The following is a 16,923-nucleotide window of genomic DNA, read 5'->3' as shown; positions in this document are numbered from 1 at the left end:
AGGGTAGGTTTGCACCAATTTTATTTATACCGGAATTATCTTTATTATTAGCTAGTTTTTGATCAACGAAAGAGAAAAAAACTAAGGGGGTATTCGAATGGCAGTTGCATCGGCAACAAACGATACATTCAAGGTAGAAGTCCTTGAATGGGCTAAAAATATCGTTCCGAAAACCCGCGGCGACGTGATGCGTGCGCACACGAACCATATGGGTATGGCTGCAGGCTGGGTTTCCTTCTTCCTCGTTCACAACTTTTATTGGGATGCCAGTCAAGTACTTTATCCGCCTTCGACCTATTTCTATGCTCGTCTTTATAATCTCGGTCTGGATGCATCGCCGCTCAGCGCTGATGCGTTGATGGTTGCTCGTCTGCACTTGTTAGCAGCAGTTATCTGCTGGGCCATCGGCCACTTCTTCCCATGGGATAAACTTAACCTCGAAAAAGTTACCCTGGGTAAAGCACTCGTCGCTCAAATTCACTTCATGGCTCTCGTTGCTACCGCATGGGGTCTCCATCTCTCGATGTATGGCCTACGTGGTGCTGACGGTCTTCCTACCGGCGCTGTGCCTATTTCCTTTGATCCTTTTGCTCCGATTACCATCTCTAACGTTGCTGGTAACCACATTGCTTTTGGTGCTTTCTGGTTCCTCGGTGGCGTGTTCCACTACTTCAAGGGCTTCAATGTTGGTAAGTTCAAACACTTGAACAACGACTGGGAAGCAGTTCTCTCCGTCAGCGCTCAAGTTCTGGGCTTCCACTTCGCAACTGTTGCTGGTTTCATGGTTTACTGGCAAGATCCCGTTGTTGGTTTTGGCTTCATGCAACAATACTCCCTCTCCCAGTTTGCTGCTCCTGAAATCCGCGAAATCGCTTCCACCAACCCTGGCTACATGCTGAAACAAGTGATCTTCGGTCACTTCATGTTCGGTACCCTCTTCTGGATCGGTGGCGTGTTCCACGGTGCACACTACCTGTTCCGTGCCACCAAAGATCCTCAAATTGCTGAAGATCTCAAGAACTACAAAATGCTGCAACGTTGCTTCGACCATGATTTCCAAAAGAAAATCCTGGCTCTGGTTATGTTCGGCGCTTTCTCGACGATCTTCATCTCCTATGGTATCGCTACCCACAACACAATTGCTGACCTCCATGCCAATGCAAAAACCGGTCTCTTCTCGCAAATGGCCTACATCGATATCAAACCTTTCATTCATGATGCAATCTTTGGTTCCCATGGTACTGTTTCTGACTTCATCGCTGCACACGCTATCGCTGGTGGTATCCACTTCACGATGGTTCCTGTATGGCGTATGGTGTTCTTCTCCAAAGTGTCTCCCTGGACGACCAAAGTTGGCATGAAAGCTAAGCGGGACGCTGAGTTCCCCTGCTTAGGACCTGCTTACGGCGGTACTTGCTCCATCTCTCTCGTTGACCAATTCTACCTGGCAATCTTCTTCAGCCTCCAAATCATCGCTCCTGCATGGTTCTGGCTTGATGGCTGCTGGATGGGTTCGTTCGTTGCTACTTCCTCCGATGTGTACAAAGCCGCTCTGGCTGCGTACCAAGCTGACCCCACCACTTACTCCCTGCACACCATTTCGGTGATGAGCAACGAAGGTTACTTCAGCTACATCATTTCGCAAACCGTCCGTATGTTCAAATACTATGACGGCCACATGATCCAAGCTCTGCTCGGCGCTCACTTCATCTGGGCATACTCCTTCTCGATGCTGTTCCAATATCGTGGATCCCGCGACGAAGGTGCTATGGTTCTGAAATGGGCTCACGAACAAGTTGGTCTGGGTGCTATCGGTAAAGTCTACAACCGCGCGCTGACCCTCAAAGAAGGTAAAGCATTCGGCACCTTGATTTTCTACAAGATGACGATCGTCGCTATGTGGACCCTGATGATGGTGTAATTTTTCGGCCGAGTCCTTAGGTCTCGACACCCCTGCGCCCTGAGGGGCGCAGGGGTTTTTTAAATGGCAAAAACTATCCTTGGAGGTAGAACGAGTGGCCGGCGGGTATAACAAACAACAAGAGCATGTTCGGGACTACTTTGATGGCGATGCCTTTAAGCGGTGGGAAGCGATCAGCACTGGTAATGGACGGAACTTTGCCCAGCGCAAGCTCATTGAAGGACGCATGGCGATCCATCAATGTGTGCTTGATTGGGTCGGTCCCGTAGAAGGAAAGCGAATCCTCGATGCCGGATGTGGCGCTGGTGTGCTGGCAGAAAGATTCGTTGATCGCGGTGCATCGTACATTAAAGGGATTGATATCTCGGAAAAAATGATCGATCTTGCTCAAAAGCAAGGCAGCGGCAAAGTGGAATATGCTGTGTGTGATCTCATGTCAGAGCATGGAAACTATGATATTTTAGTTTCGATGGACGTACTGATCCACTACTCGCTGGCGGATATGCCGACGCTACTGGAACATGTATTGGCACGTGCCAAAGAAAAAGCATACATATCGTTCGCCCCGTCTACCCCCCTGTTTCGACTGTTGAAAGCTATTGGCAAGCGATTTTCCGGAGGCTCACGCACTACCAATGCGTATTTACACCGTATCGCTGATATTCGCACAATCCTGCAGGGCTTGGGTTATCAGATCACACGCCAGCAACTCTTTTCGAATGTTATATATAATGCGGTCTTGCTGGAGATTCGGCCAGTAAACCCAAAAAAGTAGGAGGATAAGGCATGCGTATATTGATGATCCAACCAAACTACCATTGTGGTGGCGCGGAAATCGCCGGTAACTGGCCGCCCAGTTGGTCAGCCTATATCGGCGGCGCGTTAAAAGCAGCCGGATATTCCAATGTGAAATTTATCGACGCCATGGCAGCAGACATGCCCGATGAGATTTTGGGTGAAATCATTGAGCGTAACCAGCCCGATGTGGTTTTTGCATCAGCGATTACCCCGATGATTTACAAAGCGCAAGATACCCTGAAAATTGTAAAAGAAAAACGTCCCCAAGCGAAAACAGTACTTGGTGGCATCCATCCCACCTTTATGTACACACAAGTACTCACGGAAGCACCTTGGATCGATTATATCGTCCGCGGTGAAGGTGAAGAGATTACGGTCAATTTGATGCGTTCCATCGAAGCGGGCACAGATCTAAAAGATCGCCGGGAGATCAAAGGCATCGCCTTTTTGGAAGATGAACAAGTCGTCGCGACGCCGGCGCACCCGCCGATTGCCAATTTGGACAGCCTGACGCCCGATTGGAGCTTGCTGGAGTGGGATCGCTATATCTACATTCCGATGAATGTACGGATGGGTGTACCTAACTTTGCCCGTGGTTGCCCCTTTACGTGCCGTTTTTGTTCCCAGTGGAAGTTCTGGCGTTCCTACCGTTTGCGGAGCCCTAAGAATTTCGTCGATGAAGTTGAAACCTTAGTCAAAGATTACAAAGTGGGCTTCTACATCCTGGCTGATGAAGAACCGACGATTAACCGGGACAAGTTTATCGCCATGTGCCAGGAAATGATCGACCGCAAGATCGATGTCCAATGGGGTATCAACACGCGCGTTACCGATATTCTGCGTGATGAAGCGTTGCTGCCGTTTTACCGTAAAGCTGGCTTGATGCACGTATCGCTCGGTACCGAAGCATCGACACAGATGAACTTAAACCGTTTCCGTAAAGAAACGACGATCGAACAAAACAAAAAAGCCATCGACATGCTCAAAGCCAACGGCATGGTCGCGGAAGCCCAATTCATCATGGGTCTCGAAAATGAAACGCCTGAGACCATTGAAGAAACCTATAAACTGGCGCTTTATTGGGATGCCGATATGGCCAACTGGAACATGTACACACCTTGGCCTTTCTCAGAACTCTTTGAAGAGCTCGGTGACAAAGTACAAGTACGGGACTACTCCAAGTACAACTTCGTGACACCGATCATGCAGCCCGATGCGATGGATCGTGAAGATGTACTCAAGGGTGTATTACGCAGCTACGGACGATTCTATTTGCGTAAAAGCTTCATGGATTACCCCTTTATCAAAGATCCCAAGAAGCGCAAATATATGATGGGTTGCTTAAAAGCCTTTATCAAAATGACCGCCAACAAACGTTTTTACGATCTTGGTCGCGTCAAGCAAAAAGGCTTTAAAACGGAGATCGATCTGGGCTTCGACAAGACCAAAATCTTATCGCAAGAACAGATTGCATCCTTGAAAAACCGCCCCGATTTGACACCGGATATCAATTCGGTCGGCAACATCTCGGCATGTGGCGCCCCCCGCGATCTAGAATACAAAGAAAATAAAGTGAGCGACATTTCCGCTTGCGGTGCTCCCCGTGATCTGGAGTACAAAGAAGAAAATTCCATGGATGATCAAGCAACCAGGGGGATGTTCAAAATATGATCATCGCAGTCTATGGTAAAGGCGGCGTAGGCAAGTCAACGGTAACTTCGAACTTGGCAGTGGCTATGGCTAAGCTCGGCAAGAAAGTGCTGCAAATTGGCTGTGACCCCAAGAGTGACTCGACATTTACCATTGCTGGGCGCATGATACCGACCGTTGTAGAAATTCTCGATGCTCACAATTATCATTATGAATCAATAGAACCTGAAAATCTGGTCGTTGCAGGTTACGCCGGTGTCCACGTTGTGGAGACCGGCGGCCCCCCCGCGGGCAGCGGTTGCGGCGGTTATGTCGTTGGTGAGACGGTTAAGCTGCTGGAACGACTGGACTTGATGACCAGTTACGATATTATCCTTTTTGACGTGCTTGGTGATGTAGTCTGCGGTGGCTTTGCTACGCCTTTACAATATGCAGATCTCGCTTGCGTGGTGAGCTCCAATGATTTTGATGCGCTCTTTGCGGCCAACCGCATCTGTGAGAGCATCGTCGAAAAAAATGCTTCCGGCTATGATGTAAAGTTTGCCGGTGTGATCGGTAACCGTTGCGATCAAACGGAACTGTTAGAAACGTTTACTCGCCGCACGGAATCACCGTTACTTGGCGTTGTGCCACGAGCGGAAACCATCCGTCAATCCCGTGTGCAAGGCTTTACCGTTTTTGAGCTGGAAGATATGGGTGAGCCGGTGCAAGAACTCACGACCGAGTTTAAACGCATTGCTGCCCATTTGATCAGTAAACCGCCCGGTGTGATTCCCGATGTGGTGGGTACACGGGAGATGTTTGAACTGTTCCGAGGGGAGGACCTACCGTGGAAACGATCAGCCGCGAAGGCGGATGCCTCCATACCTTCTGCCCAATAGCCAGTGTGGCTTGGCTCCATCGCAAATTTAATGATTCTTTCTTTTTAATTGTGGGCACCCATACCTGTGCTCACTTTATTCAGACTGCCTTGGATGTTATGGTCTACGCGCATTCCCGCTTTGGCTTTGCCGTGCTGGAAGAGTCCGATTTGGTCAGCGCCAACTTAACGGGGCCCTTAGATGGCGTGATCCGTAAAGTCATTGACGAATGGCATCCCAAAGTGATTTTTGTCATGACCACCTGCAGCATCGATATCCTCAAAGTGGATCTGCAAGTCTCCTGTCAAGAATTAAGTAAGACCCATGAGTTTCCGATCCTATTAGCGTCAACATCCGGCATCGATCGTACCTTTACGCAAGGTGAAGATGCCGTATTGAAGGCGTTGTTGCCCTTTTCCCCACAAGAAGCTCCCGTTGTCCCGGCTCCGGCTCCTGTGCCGGCGGAAGCACCGGTAGTGGAAAAAAAGAAAAAGTGGTTCTCCTTGGGCAAATCCGAACCGGAAACACCGGCACCGGTCGCAGCACCGACGGCAGTACCGGCCGAGCCAAAACCGAATTTGGTCTTGCTCGGTGCGATCCCCGATATTACGATCCGCCAACTGGTTTGGGAACTGAACCGCCTGGGGATTCCCCAAGTGGATGTGTTTCCTTCGGCTGATCTGTCAACAATGCCGCCGATCCATGAAAAGACGGTGGTGGTACCGCTGCAGCCCTACCTGAACGAAACGATCAATGCTATCCGTCGCCAACGCGGTGCGGAAGTGCTCTCCACGGTATTCCCGATCGGACCGGACGGTACGGCACATTTCCTCCGGGATATTTGCCAACGTTTTGATCTGCCGATCGATCGTGTGTATCAGCGGGAAGCAGAAGCCTGGGGCGACTTAGAAACATATGTGAACTTCTTGCGCGGCAAAAAAATCATGTTCCTAGGAGATAATCTGTTGGAGCTTTCTTTGGCGCGCTTTTTGACCGCTTGCGGTGCAAACGTGGTGGAAGTCGGTATTCCCTATGTGCACCGTAAGGATATGCAAGCGGAATTAAAATTGCTCACCGATCGGCAGATCCCGATCGTCGAAAATCCTGATTTTCATAAGCAACTACAACGGATTGAAGAATACCAACCGGATTTGATCATTGCCGGGTTGGGTATCTGTAATCCTTTGGAGGCGCGGGGCTTCACTACCGCTTGGTCGATTGAGTTTACCTTTGCGCCGATTCACGGCTTTGGCAGTGCTGTTGACTTGATCAAGATGTTCACCAAGCCGTTGTTTAAGAAACAAACGCTGGCCGAAAACGGCTGGGGGATGGAGGGCATGGCGCTGTGAAACTAGCCTACTGGATGTACGAAGGAACGGCGCTTTCCGGGATCGCTCGTGTAGCCGGCAGTATGCAACGGGTACATACGGTGATCCACGGTCCCCGCGGCGACGGATATATCAATGTAATGTTTTCCATGTTGGAACGGTTTCATGAAATCCCGCCGTTCACCTTATCACCGATCGGGCAGCGGGAAATGGCCCAAGGGTCACGGGCACGATTGGTCGAAACGGTCCGGCGTGTAGAACGGGACCATCAACCCGATGTTATCGTCATTACACCGACGTGCTCATCGACGCTGTTGCAAGAAGATATCGGTTCGGTGGCCCGAACGCTCGGTAAAGAAACCAAAGCCAAAATCATCGTTCCGCAAGTCAATGCCTTCCGTGATCTGGAACATGAAACGATGGATGCGTTCTTAACGCAACTGGTCGGTACATTGGTGGAGGAACAGCCAAAAACGGAGCGGTTCAGTGTCAACTTGATCGGACCATCGTATCTGGGCTTTCATCAACTCCATGATCTTACGGAGATCCGTCGCCTGCTTGCTGATGTGGGCGTCGAAATCGATGCCGTGGTGCCTTATGGTGCTACGGTTGAAGATCTGCGCACCTTGACGCGGGCGCACATGAATGTCTGCTTGTACCGCGAGTACGGTGTCGAGCTTTGCCGTATGCTGGAAAAGCAATATAACATGCCCTATACCACGATCACACCGATCGGTCTGCGTCAAACCGCCAAATTTTTGCAGGCAATCGGCCAGCAGGCCCAGATCGATGTAAAGCCCTATATCGCCAAACAGATTTCACCGGCAGGACCGCTTTCACGTTTTGTCAAATCAGTGGACTCCTTGTCCGCCCTGTATGGCAAGCGGGCCGTTGTTTTTGGTGATTACAGCCATGCTGTTGGGGTTACACACATGCTCTGTGAGATCGGCATTACTGTGCTCTGGGCCGGTACCTATATGAAAGGCCTGGAAGCCGAATTCAAAGAAGCCGTAGCCGGACTGACGGAAGAAGCTTTTGTCGAAGATGATTTCCAAAAGCTCAGTCATAAAATCCGTGATACCGCACCGGATGTGGTTTTTGGTACGCAAATGGAACGGCACAGTTCCAAGCGGTTTCAATTGCCTTGTGTGGTGATCAGCGCACCGGCCCATATTTTAAACTTCCCGATTTTCCCGGAACCGATTGTCGCTTATCAGGGGATGGCTCAAATCCTCGAAACGATCAACCGGACGATCCGCTTAGGACTGGAAGAGCATCTGGTCAAGATGTTTGGTGAAGAAGAGCCAATGGGTGAAGCTACAGCGCCTGCCGCCCAAGCAGCGGCCGAAGTAGCCGCCACAACGACGACGGATCAACCGGCGCCGCTTTCGCCCGGAGGCATGCCTTGGGAAGCGGAAGCCGTCGAAGTATTAAAGCAAATTCCCTTTTTCGTGCGGAGCAAAGTGCAGAAGAACACCGAAACCTTTGCCAGTGAGCGCGGTCATTCCGTCATCACGGCAGAAGTTCTTTATGCCGCCAAAACACACTTTAGTAAATCCTAGCTGCAGGCTGCACCGGCGATGTAAAAGCAAGCCGGTGCAGTACGATAACAGGAGGTAATTCCATGCCGACCTATCCGTTTACGGCCATTATCGGACAAGAAGAAATGAAGCTGGCTCTGATCCTCAACGTCATCGACCCGCGCATCGGCGGTGTGATGATCATGGGCGATCGGGGAACCGGTAAATCGACAACTGTCCGGGCACTGGCTGAGTTGTTACCTGAAGTACCTACCGTGGCCGACTGCCCTTTTGGCTGCCATCCTCAAAAAGTGGCTGATATGTGTTCCTCTTGCCGTGAGCGGACGGCGGAAGGGGAAGACCTCCCTGTCGTCTATCGCTCGACCAAAGTAGTCGATCTTCCCTTAGGTGCAACGGAAGACCGCGTTTGCGGAACCATTGATATTCAAAAGGCCCTCGCTGAAGGCGTCAAAGCCTTTGAAGTGGGCCTTTTGGCGCAAGCCAACCGTGGTTTTCTCTATGTCGATGAAGTTAACTTGCTCGATGATCACCTCGTTGATGTGCTCTTAGACAGCGCGGCATCCGGTGTGAACGTCGTAGAGCGGGAAGGGATCAGCGTGCGCCACCCAGCCCGCTTTGTGCTCGTCGGCTCCGGTAACCCCGAAGAAGGCGAACTGCGGCCCCAACTTCTCGACCGTTTTGGCTTACATGCGCAGATCCGAACCCTCCGCGATGCCAAACGGCGCGTGGCGATCATCCGTAGCCGCAGCGATTTTGACCAAGATCCCGATACCTTTACGGAGAAGTTCCTCGGTGCCCAAAAAGAACTGCAAGACAAGATTGTCAGCGCCCAAGAGCGTTTAAATGATGTGACGATCAGTGATGATATGCTCGTGAAAATTGCGCAGCTTTGCATCGATCTGGAGATCGACGGCCACCGCGGTGAACTGGTGCTGGCTCGTGCGGCCAAAGCACTGACCGCCTTTGAAGGCCGTACCGATGTGACCGATGCCGATGTGTACCGCATCGCCGTGCTGGCGCTGCGCCATCGTTTGCGCAAAGACCCCTTGGCGACGATGGATAACGGCCGTCGTGTCGCCGATAAAGCGAAGGAAATCTTCGGAAGTGAGATGGCAGGCGCATGAGAGCCCTGAACTTACCGTTCGCAGCGATTACCGGGCAAGATCCAGTCAAGCTGGCCTTGACGCTGGTCGCCGTTGACCCCCAGCTCAAGGGCGTAGCCATTGCCGGTGGCCGCGGAACAGGAAAAACAGTGCTTGCACGGGCATTGCGTGAGTTATTGCCTGCGATCGAACAACTGCAAGGGTGTTCTTGTCACTGTGATCCGAAGCGGGAAGATACCTGGTGTACATCGTGCCGGCAGCGTACGGAAAGTGAGCGTACGGCCCAAACCGTGCCGGCGCCCTTTGTCGATCTGCCGCTGGGCACAACGGAAGATCGCTTGCTCGGCGCCATCGATGTGGAAAAAGCGCTAGGCGACGGTTCACGGGCATGGCAACCGGGCCTCATCGGCGAAGCCAACCGTGGCGTGCTTTATATTGACCAGTTGAACCTGCTGGAAGACGGTCTCGTCAATACGATGTTTGATGCCATGTCAGGAACGTGCCGCTTGGAGCGTGAAGGCGTCTCGGTGGTGTACCCCTCGGATTTTCTGCTGGTTGGTACCTACGACCCGGAAGAAGGTCCGCTACGGGGACACTTGGCTGACCGCATTGCCATCCATGTGCAGGCCGTGCCGATCAATGATTTGGATGCACGGGTACAGATCATGCGCCGTCAGGAACTGTTTACGGATCAACCGGACGCGCTCCATGAACTGTTTGCCGATGAAAAAGCTGAATTGATCCGACGGGTGCAGCGAGCACGGCAGCGGTTGCCGCAGGTGGCCATTACGGAAGAACAGATCCTCTATCTGTCCGGGCAAGCGCTACGCCGGGCCGTGCCGGGCCATCGCGCTGATTTATTTGCGGTTCGCTTGGCGCTGGCTCATGCCGCGCTCAACGATCGCGCAGCCGTCGAGCCGCTCGATCTGGCCGTCGCCGTCGATCTGGTGATCAAACCTCGGCAACTGGTCGATATTCCTGATGAGGAAGAAGCGGCACCACCACCGCCGCCGCCGCCTCCACCTCCACCACCGCCGCCGGAATCGAATCAAGAGCAAAAGCCGGATCCCCCGGAGGCGCAACAGCAAGAAGAAACCTTTGAACTGCCGGAAGAATTTTTCTTTGAGGCAGAGCAAGTGGCCATAGATGATGAATTGATGGCCATGCAAGCCAAAGCGCAGGCGCAAGCCCGCGGCGGCAGCCATGGCAAACAAAAAAGCATGGAGCGCGGCCGCTATACGCGGGCCTTGTTCCCGCCCGCCGGCAAGATCGGCAAGATCGCCGTCGATGCCACGTTACGGGCCGCAGCGCCCTATCAGAAGCACCGTCGCTTGTCGGGAAAATACGGCGATCGCCAGGTCATCGTGATCCATGAGGATTTGCGTGTGAAGCAGTTTGTGCGCAAGTCCGGTGTGTTGATCATCTTTGCCGTTGATGCCAGCGGCAGTATGGCCTTTAACCGCATGAAAAGCGCCAAAGGTGCTGTGTCGGCGTTGTTAAACGAAGCCTATGTCAATCGCGATAAAGTGGCTTTGTCGGTTTTCCGTGGGCAAGCCGCGGAGAACATTGTGCCGCCGACGCGCAGTGTCGAATTGGCACAGAAACGATTTGATCAAGTGCCCGTCGGTGGTGCTTCACCGCTGGCTAGTGCCTTGGCCAGTTCCATCGAGCTTGGTGTGCGTAACCAAGCCAATGATGTATCGCAAGTCGTGATCACCTTGATCACCGACGGACGCGGCAATGTGCCCCTTACCCCCAACGAAGGCCAGCCGAAGACGCGGGAACAGTTAAACGAAGAAATTTTGTCGCTGGCGCGCCTTGTCTTATTGAACGGCTTTTCTCTGCTGGTGATTGACACATCCAATCGCTTTACTTCCACGGGCTTTGCGAAGGAGATTGCGGCAGCAGCCGGGGGCCAGTATTACTACTTACCGAAAATGTCGGCCGAGGCCTTGGCAGAGACCGTGCGTAGCGGTGTGCAAGCCCTCAGAAAGTAGGAGGGAAGAGCAAATGGCGAAGAGAACCATGCAATTCGTCCATGTCTATCTGGAACGTCAGATCTGTACTGCCTTTTCTCATGCCAGCGAAACGATCAACAAAGGCGAGTATCCGATACAGATTGAGACGACCGCTTTTTGTGTCCATGAGCTCAAAGAAAAAAATAAGATCGAAGAGTTTCGCCAGGCCGTAAGCAAGGCGGACCTTGTCTTTATTGCCCACGTCTTTTTAGACGATGTGGCCCGTACGATCGCGGAGATCATCCGCAACGAAGGAAAAATCGTCCCCCATGTGGTCATCCTCAACGCGATGCCGGAACTGATGAAGCTGAACCGCATGGGCGCCTTTAAAATGGGCGGCGACAGCGATCAGACCAGTGAATATATGAAGCTGCTCAAGCGCTTTAAGAAGTCCGACAGCGATGAAGAAACGGCAGCCACCAAAAAATCCGGACCACCTTTGAAAACGGATCAGATGATGATGCTGATCCGCACTGTGCCGAAACTGCTCAAATTCATCCCTGGCAAGATGCAGGATCTGCGTAGTTATCTGCTTTGCTATCTCTATTGGCTCAACGGATCGCCGAAAAACCTGTGCAACATGTTGCTCATGTTGATCAATCAGTATTACAGCCGAGAAGATGAAACCATTCTCTATGATGCGCCGGTGGAGTATGCCGAAGAAGGGATTTACCATCCGGAATCGGACGTATGGTTTACGTCGCGGGCTGATTATGAGAAATGGTACGCTCATCATGCACCGTCCAAACGGCGCATCGGCCTCATTGTACTGCGCACGTCTCTCCTGGCGGATAACCATGATCACTACGACGCGGTAATCCGCTCGCTGGAACGCAAAGGCCTCGGTGTTGTCCCCGGCATTGCCAAAGGATTGGATTATCGCCATGTGGTCGAACACATGTTCATGCACAAAGGCGAGGCCACCGTCGACGGCGTCATTACCTTGACGTCCTTCAGCTTGGTCGGCGGTCCTGCGTCCAACGACGCCGAAAGTGCCGTCAAGGTACTTTCCTCGCTGGGTGTACCTTATCTCTCGGCAGTGCCGCTGGAATTCCAGACGATCAAAGAGTGGAAAGAAGATATGTCCGGATTAAACCCGGTCCAGGTGGCGTTAAACGTAGCGATTCCGGAATTGGACGGTCTCGTTGCGCCCACGGTGTACAGCGGTTATGAAATCCACGGTGGTTCCAAGGCGATTCCCATTGAATCAGGCATTGAACTGTTGACGGAGCGGATGCGCCGCGTGGTGGAACTGCGCCACAAAAACAATGCCGATAAAAAACTGGGCATTGTGATTTTCTCCTTCCCGCCCGATAAAGGCAACATCGGCACCGCCGCCTATCTTGACGTGTTTCAGTCGCTCTATAACTTGCTGCACCGCTTAAAAGCGGAAGGTTATACGGTAGAGATTCCCGCATCGAAAGAAGCGCTGCTGGAATCGATCATTGAAGACAAAACATCCATGTTGCCGTCAGCAGCCCTCCATGTGGGCGGACGCTTGACGATGGAAGAGTATGAAGCGATCAACCCCTACTGGGAAGAGATCGCCCAGACCTGGGGGCAACCGCCTGGTGATTTGAACACCGATGGCCAGGATTTACATATCTATGGCAATCACTTCGGGAATATTTTCATTGGCGTACAGCCTTCCTTCGGCTATGAAAGCGATCCGATCAAACTGCTCTTTACCCGCTCAGCCTGTCCGCACCACGGTTTTGCCGCCTTTTATCGCTGGCTCGATCGCGTTTACGGCGCTGATGCACTCTTGCACTTTGGTACTCACGGCGCCTTAGAATTTATGCCGGGGCACCAAGTCGGTTTGACCGATGAATGCTGGCCTGACCGTTTGCTCGGTCCGGTGCCGAACTTCTACCTCTACAGCGTCAACAACCCTTCGGAAGCGACCATTGCCAAACGGCGCAGCGCCGCTACGACCGTCAGCTACCTGACGCCGCCGGCGGAAAATGCCGGGCTTTATAAAGAACTGCGCGATTTAAAAGATTTGATCAGCATGTGGGGCGAAAACCGTAGCAACGCGCGGGGCGAATCGATCCTGGAAACGATCGTCGAAAAAGTTCAGGCGCTGCATTTGGACAGTGATGTGCCGGTGCCCAAAGAACCCGGTCAAGATTTTATCGGTAAGCTCTATACGTACCTGACCGAACTGGAAAGCCGCTTGATCCCGACGGGCTTACACGTTCTCGGTGAAGCACCGCCGGCAGAGACCTTGGTCGATCACCTGACGGCCATTGGCGCTTTTGACCGTCCCGAGCAAGGTGTACGGGCCTTGTCGTCCCTGCTGGCCGAAGCGATGGGGCAGAAATTTGCCGACATCGAACGGCGCATGGAAATGGGCGAAGAAACGGCGATTCGCTTGATCGAACTGATTCGCGCCACGATCAAAGTGGGCGTGGAAAAGATGATCGCCGAATACATGGTTAAAGACGAACGGGGCGGTTTCCGTTTTCTCCGCTCCAAATCGGAAACCATCGCGGCCAAGGCGATGCAAGATCACTTGACCAGCGTCGGCAAGCAAGCGTCCTCCCTAGATATTACGGCAGCGGCCAAAACATTCTTCTATTTGCAGTCGGTCTTGCAAGATCTGGTGCAAGAAAAAGAAATCGACGGTCTTTGCCACGCTGTCGCCGGTAATTATGCTTACCCCGGACCGGGCGGTGACCCTGTCCGTAACCCCAAAACGTTGCCCACAGGCCGCAACATCCATGCCCTCGATCCGCAAGCCATCCCTACGTCGGTGGCCATCAAAGCCGGTCAACACGTAGCCGACATGATGTTGCGCAAACTGCATGAAGCCAACGGGGCCTATCCGGAGTCGATCGCTGTGGTCCTCTGGGGTACCGATAATATCAAGACCTATGGCGAAGGTATCGCCCAAGCGATGGCACTGATGGGCGCCATGGCTGTACCGGATGATCTGGGACGGATGACCCGCCTCAAGCTGATTCCCCTGGAAGAACTGGGCCGCCCACGGATTGACGTGGTCGTCACCGTATCGGGGATCTTCCGTGATATGTTCCAAAATCAGATGGAGTTGCTCGATGAAGCCGTCAAGCTGGCCGCCATGGCCGATGAGCCCGTCGAGATGAACTTTATCCGTAAGCACGCGCTGGCGCAAGCGAAGGAACTGAATATCTCGATTGAAAGCGCGGCCACACGGGTCTTTTCTAACGCGCCCGGTTCCTATGGCGGCAACGTCAACCAAATGGTCGAAAACAGCGCCTGGGAAGAAGCCGGTGAACTGGCCGACACCTTTATCAAGCGCAAAGGCTTTGCCTATGGGAAGCAAGTGCGCGGTGAAGTGGCCGATGAGATCTACCGTTCGGCTTTGTCCAACGTGGAGACGAGTTTCCAAAATGTCGATTCTTCCGAAGTGGGGATTGTCGACATTGACCACTATTATGAATATCTTGGCGGCGTGTCGGCCGCTGTCAAAAGCATCCGCGGTGAAAAACCAAGCGTGCTGGTGGCTGACACCACGACACCGAAGGTGCAGATCCGCAATCTCGACGAAATGGTACGCTTTGAAACACGGACGAAAACACTCAATCCCAAATGGTACGAAGGCATGCTCAAACACGGCTACGAAGGCGTCCGGGAGATTCAATCGCGTGTCGACAACACCTTTGGCTGGAGTGCCACGACGGAAGCCGTCGATAACTGGGTCTATGATGAAATTACCGAAGTGTACATCACTGACGAGGAAATGCGGCAACGTCTGCAAGAACTGAATGCCCATGCGCTGCGCGGCATCGTCAGCCGCTTGCTGGAAGCGAACAGCCGTGGTTTCTGGGATGCTGACGAACAAAAATTAGAACAACTGATGAAGATCTATCAAGACATTGAAGACAAAATCGAAGGTGTCAGTGTACCTGCCTAATTTTAGATTTGTGTTTTCACTATAAAGTTGATAATATAAGCTAAGGTGCCATGCAGTAATCAATATCAGTAAGGGGAGCATAATCCGTATATTCAGGATCGTGCTCCCCCTCGATTATTCTTGTGTTTTTCGACATTCAATGGTACAGCTCTGCCCCTGGGTTTTAACTGGGTGCGCATATTTTGCTCTGGCCTGAGGGCTGGAGTCGTCTGGAGAGAAGCAATTTGAAAAACGGAAATGCAGGAAAGAAAAAAGTCTTCATCGTAGGTTCCGGTGCGGGGGGCTTATCAACAGCCGTACATCTGGCTCATCAAGGTTGGGACGTTACGGTTTTCGAAAAAGAAGCAACCGCCGGCGGCCGTCTTAGTGCCATCGAAGAAAAAGGGTACACGATTGACATTGGACCGACCATTTTGATGATGGATGATGTTTTTCATCAATTTTTTCGGGATGTCGATCGGAAACTGGAAGACTATCTGGAATTAATTCGTGTCGATCCGCTCTATCGCCTCGTCTATCACGATGGCTCGGTGCTGGAACCCTGTAATGACTTAAAATCCAATTTGGATGAGATCCGTCGGATCAGCCCCGATGATGTCGACGGTTACCTCGCCTTTCTTGCCCAGATCAACAAACGCTATCAAGTGGCACGGGAAAAGTTTATCGAGAAGCCTCTTCACAAGCTTACCCATTTCATGAATTTCGATACGCTCTGGGGCATGTACCAACTCAAGACGCTCAATCACATGTACGACGATATTGCCCGCTTTGTCAAAGATGAGCGTTTGCGTATCGCCCTAACCTTCCAGGCGATTTATCTGGGCCTGTCTCCCTATCAAGCCCCGTCGATTTATACGCTCATCGCCTATGTGGAACATGCCTTGAGCGGTGTTTGGTATCCCAAAGGCGGCATGAATGCCATCAGCAAAGCGATGGTCAAACTCCTTGAAGAGTTTGGCGGAAAGCTGCTACGCAAGCAGGAAGTGACCCAGATCTTGATCGAAAACGGACGGGCTTGCGGCGTCCGACTCGCTTCCGGTGAAGAAATGCGGGCCGATGTTGTTGTATCCAATGTTGATTTTCCGACAACGATGAATAAAATGGTGCCGGAAGCGTACCGAGGTAAATACACACCGGCCAAACTTGCCCGTATGCACAATACCTGTAGCTGTTTTATGATGTACTTGGGTACGGACAAAAAGTTCGATTGCTTGCATACGCATACCATCTTCTTCACGAAGAGTTATCAAGAAACACTCCATCAGATTTATGAGCAAAATCGAATGCCCGATGATCCCGCCATCTACGTCTACGCACCGACGACGGTCGATGATTCGGTGGCGCCGCCGGGCAAGCACATCGTCTATGTACTGGTGCCGGTACCCAACATGACCGCCGATGTGGACTGGTCCAAGGAAGTGGGACCGTTCCGTGAACGCGTGCTGGACAAACTGGAGCGCTGTGGGTTGACTGATTTACGCCAGCATATCGAATTTGAGCGGATCTACACACCGCCGATTTTCGAGAAAAAGTTCAATACTTACCAAGGTGCCACCTTCGGTCTGGCGCCGACGTTGTTCCAATCAGCTTATTTCCGTCCGCATATTCAATCGGATCAAGTAAGCAACCTTTACTTTGTCGGCGCCAGCACCCACCCTGGTGGCGGGGTACCGGTGGTGATCGTCTCCGGTCGGATGGTGGCCCAGGAAATTATCAACGAGTGGGGTACGGCTTCCGTGAATATTGCGAAAGGTGCAACAGCACTCCACCAATCAACGGCTCATTAAGATGAACGATTTAAAGCGA

General features: G+C 52.2%; 10 protein-coding genes. All 10 read left to right on the top strand.

Annotated features, from left to right (window positions below):
- Nucleotides 1-97: 97 nt before the first annotated feature.
- The 10 genes from EDD73_RS01985 (at nucleotide 98) to EDD73_RS01940 (ending at nucleotide 16,904) form a co-directional block, all read left to right on the top strand.
- Nucleotides 98-1,921, top strand: coding sequence for a hypothetical protein (locus EDD73_RS01985; protein ID WP_131918022.1), 1,824 nt, complete (start codon nucleotides 98-100; stop codon nucleotides 1,919-1,921).
- 94 nt (nucleotides 1,922-2,015) lie between these two features.
- On the top strand, nucleotides 2,016-2,696 hold the full coding sequence (bchM, locus tag EDD73_RS01980) for a magnesium protoporphyrin IX methyltransferase (RefSeq protein WP_165876265.1): 681 nt from the start codon (nucleotides 2,016-2,018) through the stop codon (nucleotides 2,694-2,696).
- 11 nt (nucleotides 2,697-2,707) lie between these two features.
- Complete coding sequence (gene bchE, locus EDD73_RS01975) at nucleotides 2,708-4,390, top strand: magnesium-protoporphyrin IX monomethyl ester anaerobic oxidative cyclase (protein ID WP_131918020.1); 1,683 nt, start codon at nucleotides 2,708-2,710, stop codon at nucleotides 4,388-4,390.
- Complete coding sequence (gene bchL, locus EDD73_RS01970) at nucleotides 4,387-5,250, top strand: ferredoxin:protochlorophyllide reductase (ATP-dependent) iron-sulfur ATP-binding protein (RefSeq protein WP_131918019.1); 864 nt, start codon at nucleotides 4,387-4,389, stop codon at nucleotides 5,248-5,250. Before bchE ends, bchL begins: the two co-directional genes overlap by 4 nt.
- Nucleotides 5,199-6,578, top strand: coding sequence for a ferredoxin:protochlorophyllide reductase (ATP-dependent) subunit N (bchN, locus tag EDD73_RS01965; protein ID WP_131918018.1), 1,380 nt, complete (start codon nucleotides 5,199-5,201; stop codon nucleotides 6,576-6,578). The genes bchL and bchN overlap by 52 nt, the downstream gene beginning before the upstream one ends.
- The gene (gene bchB, locus EDD73_RS01960; RefSeq protein WP_131918017.1) at nucleotides 6,575-8,119 is read left to right on the top strand and encodes a ferredoxin:protochlorophyllide reductase (ATP-dependent) subunit B; all 1,545 of its coding nucleotides are present in this window, start codon (nucleotides 6,575-6,577) and stop codon (nucleotides 8,117-8,119) included. The genes bchN and bchB overlap by 4 nt, the downstream gene beginning before the upstream one ends.
- 62 nt (nucleotides 8,120-8,181) lie before the next feature.
- Nucleotides 8,182-9,222, top strand: a complete 1,041-nt coding sequence (gene bchI, locus EDD73_RS01955) for a magnesium chelatase ATPase subunit I (protein ID WP_131918016.1) — start codon at nucleotides 8,182-8,184, stop codon at nucleotides 9,220-9,222.
- On the top strand, nucleotides 9,219-11,198 hold the full coding sequence (gene bchD / locus EDD73_RS01950) for a magnesium chelatase ATPase subunit D (RefSeq protein ID WP_131918015.1): 1,980 nt from the start codon (nucleotides 9,219-9,221) through the stop codon (nucleotides 11,196-11,198). Before bchI ends, bchD begins: the two co-directional genes overlap by 4 nt.
- A gap of 13 nt (nucleotides 11,199-11,211) precedes the next feature.
- Nucleotides 11,212-15,117 (top strand): magnesium chelatase subunit H, encoded by a 3,906-nt coding sequence (gene bchH / locus EDD73_RS01945; RefSeq protein WP_131918014.1) that lies wholly within the window; start codon nucleotides 11,212-11,214, stop codon nucleotides 15,115-15,117.
- Nucleotides 15,118-15,341: 224 nt separating this feature from the next.
- Nucleotides 15,342-16,904, top strand: coding sequence for a phytoene desaturase family protein (locus tag EDD73_RS01940; RefSeq protein WP_165876264.1), 1,563 nt, complete (start codon nucleotides 15,342-15,344; stop codon nucleotides 16,902-16,904).
- Nucleotides 16,905-16,923 lie beyond the last annotated feature (19 nt).

The sequence above is a fragment of the Heliophilum fasciatum genome, from assembly GCF_004341395.1.
Classification (GTDB): domain Bacteria; phylum Bacillota; class Desulfitobacteriia; order Heliobacteriales; family Heliobacteriaceae; genus Heliophilum; species Heliophilum fasciatum.
The sequence above is the reverse complement of the archived record's forward strand: the minus strand, read 5'-3'. Positions and strand labels throughout refer to the sequence as shown.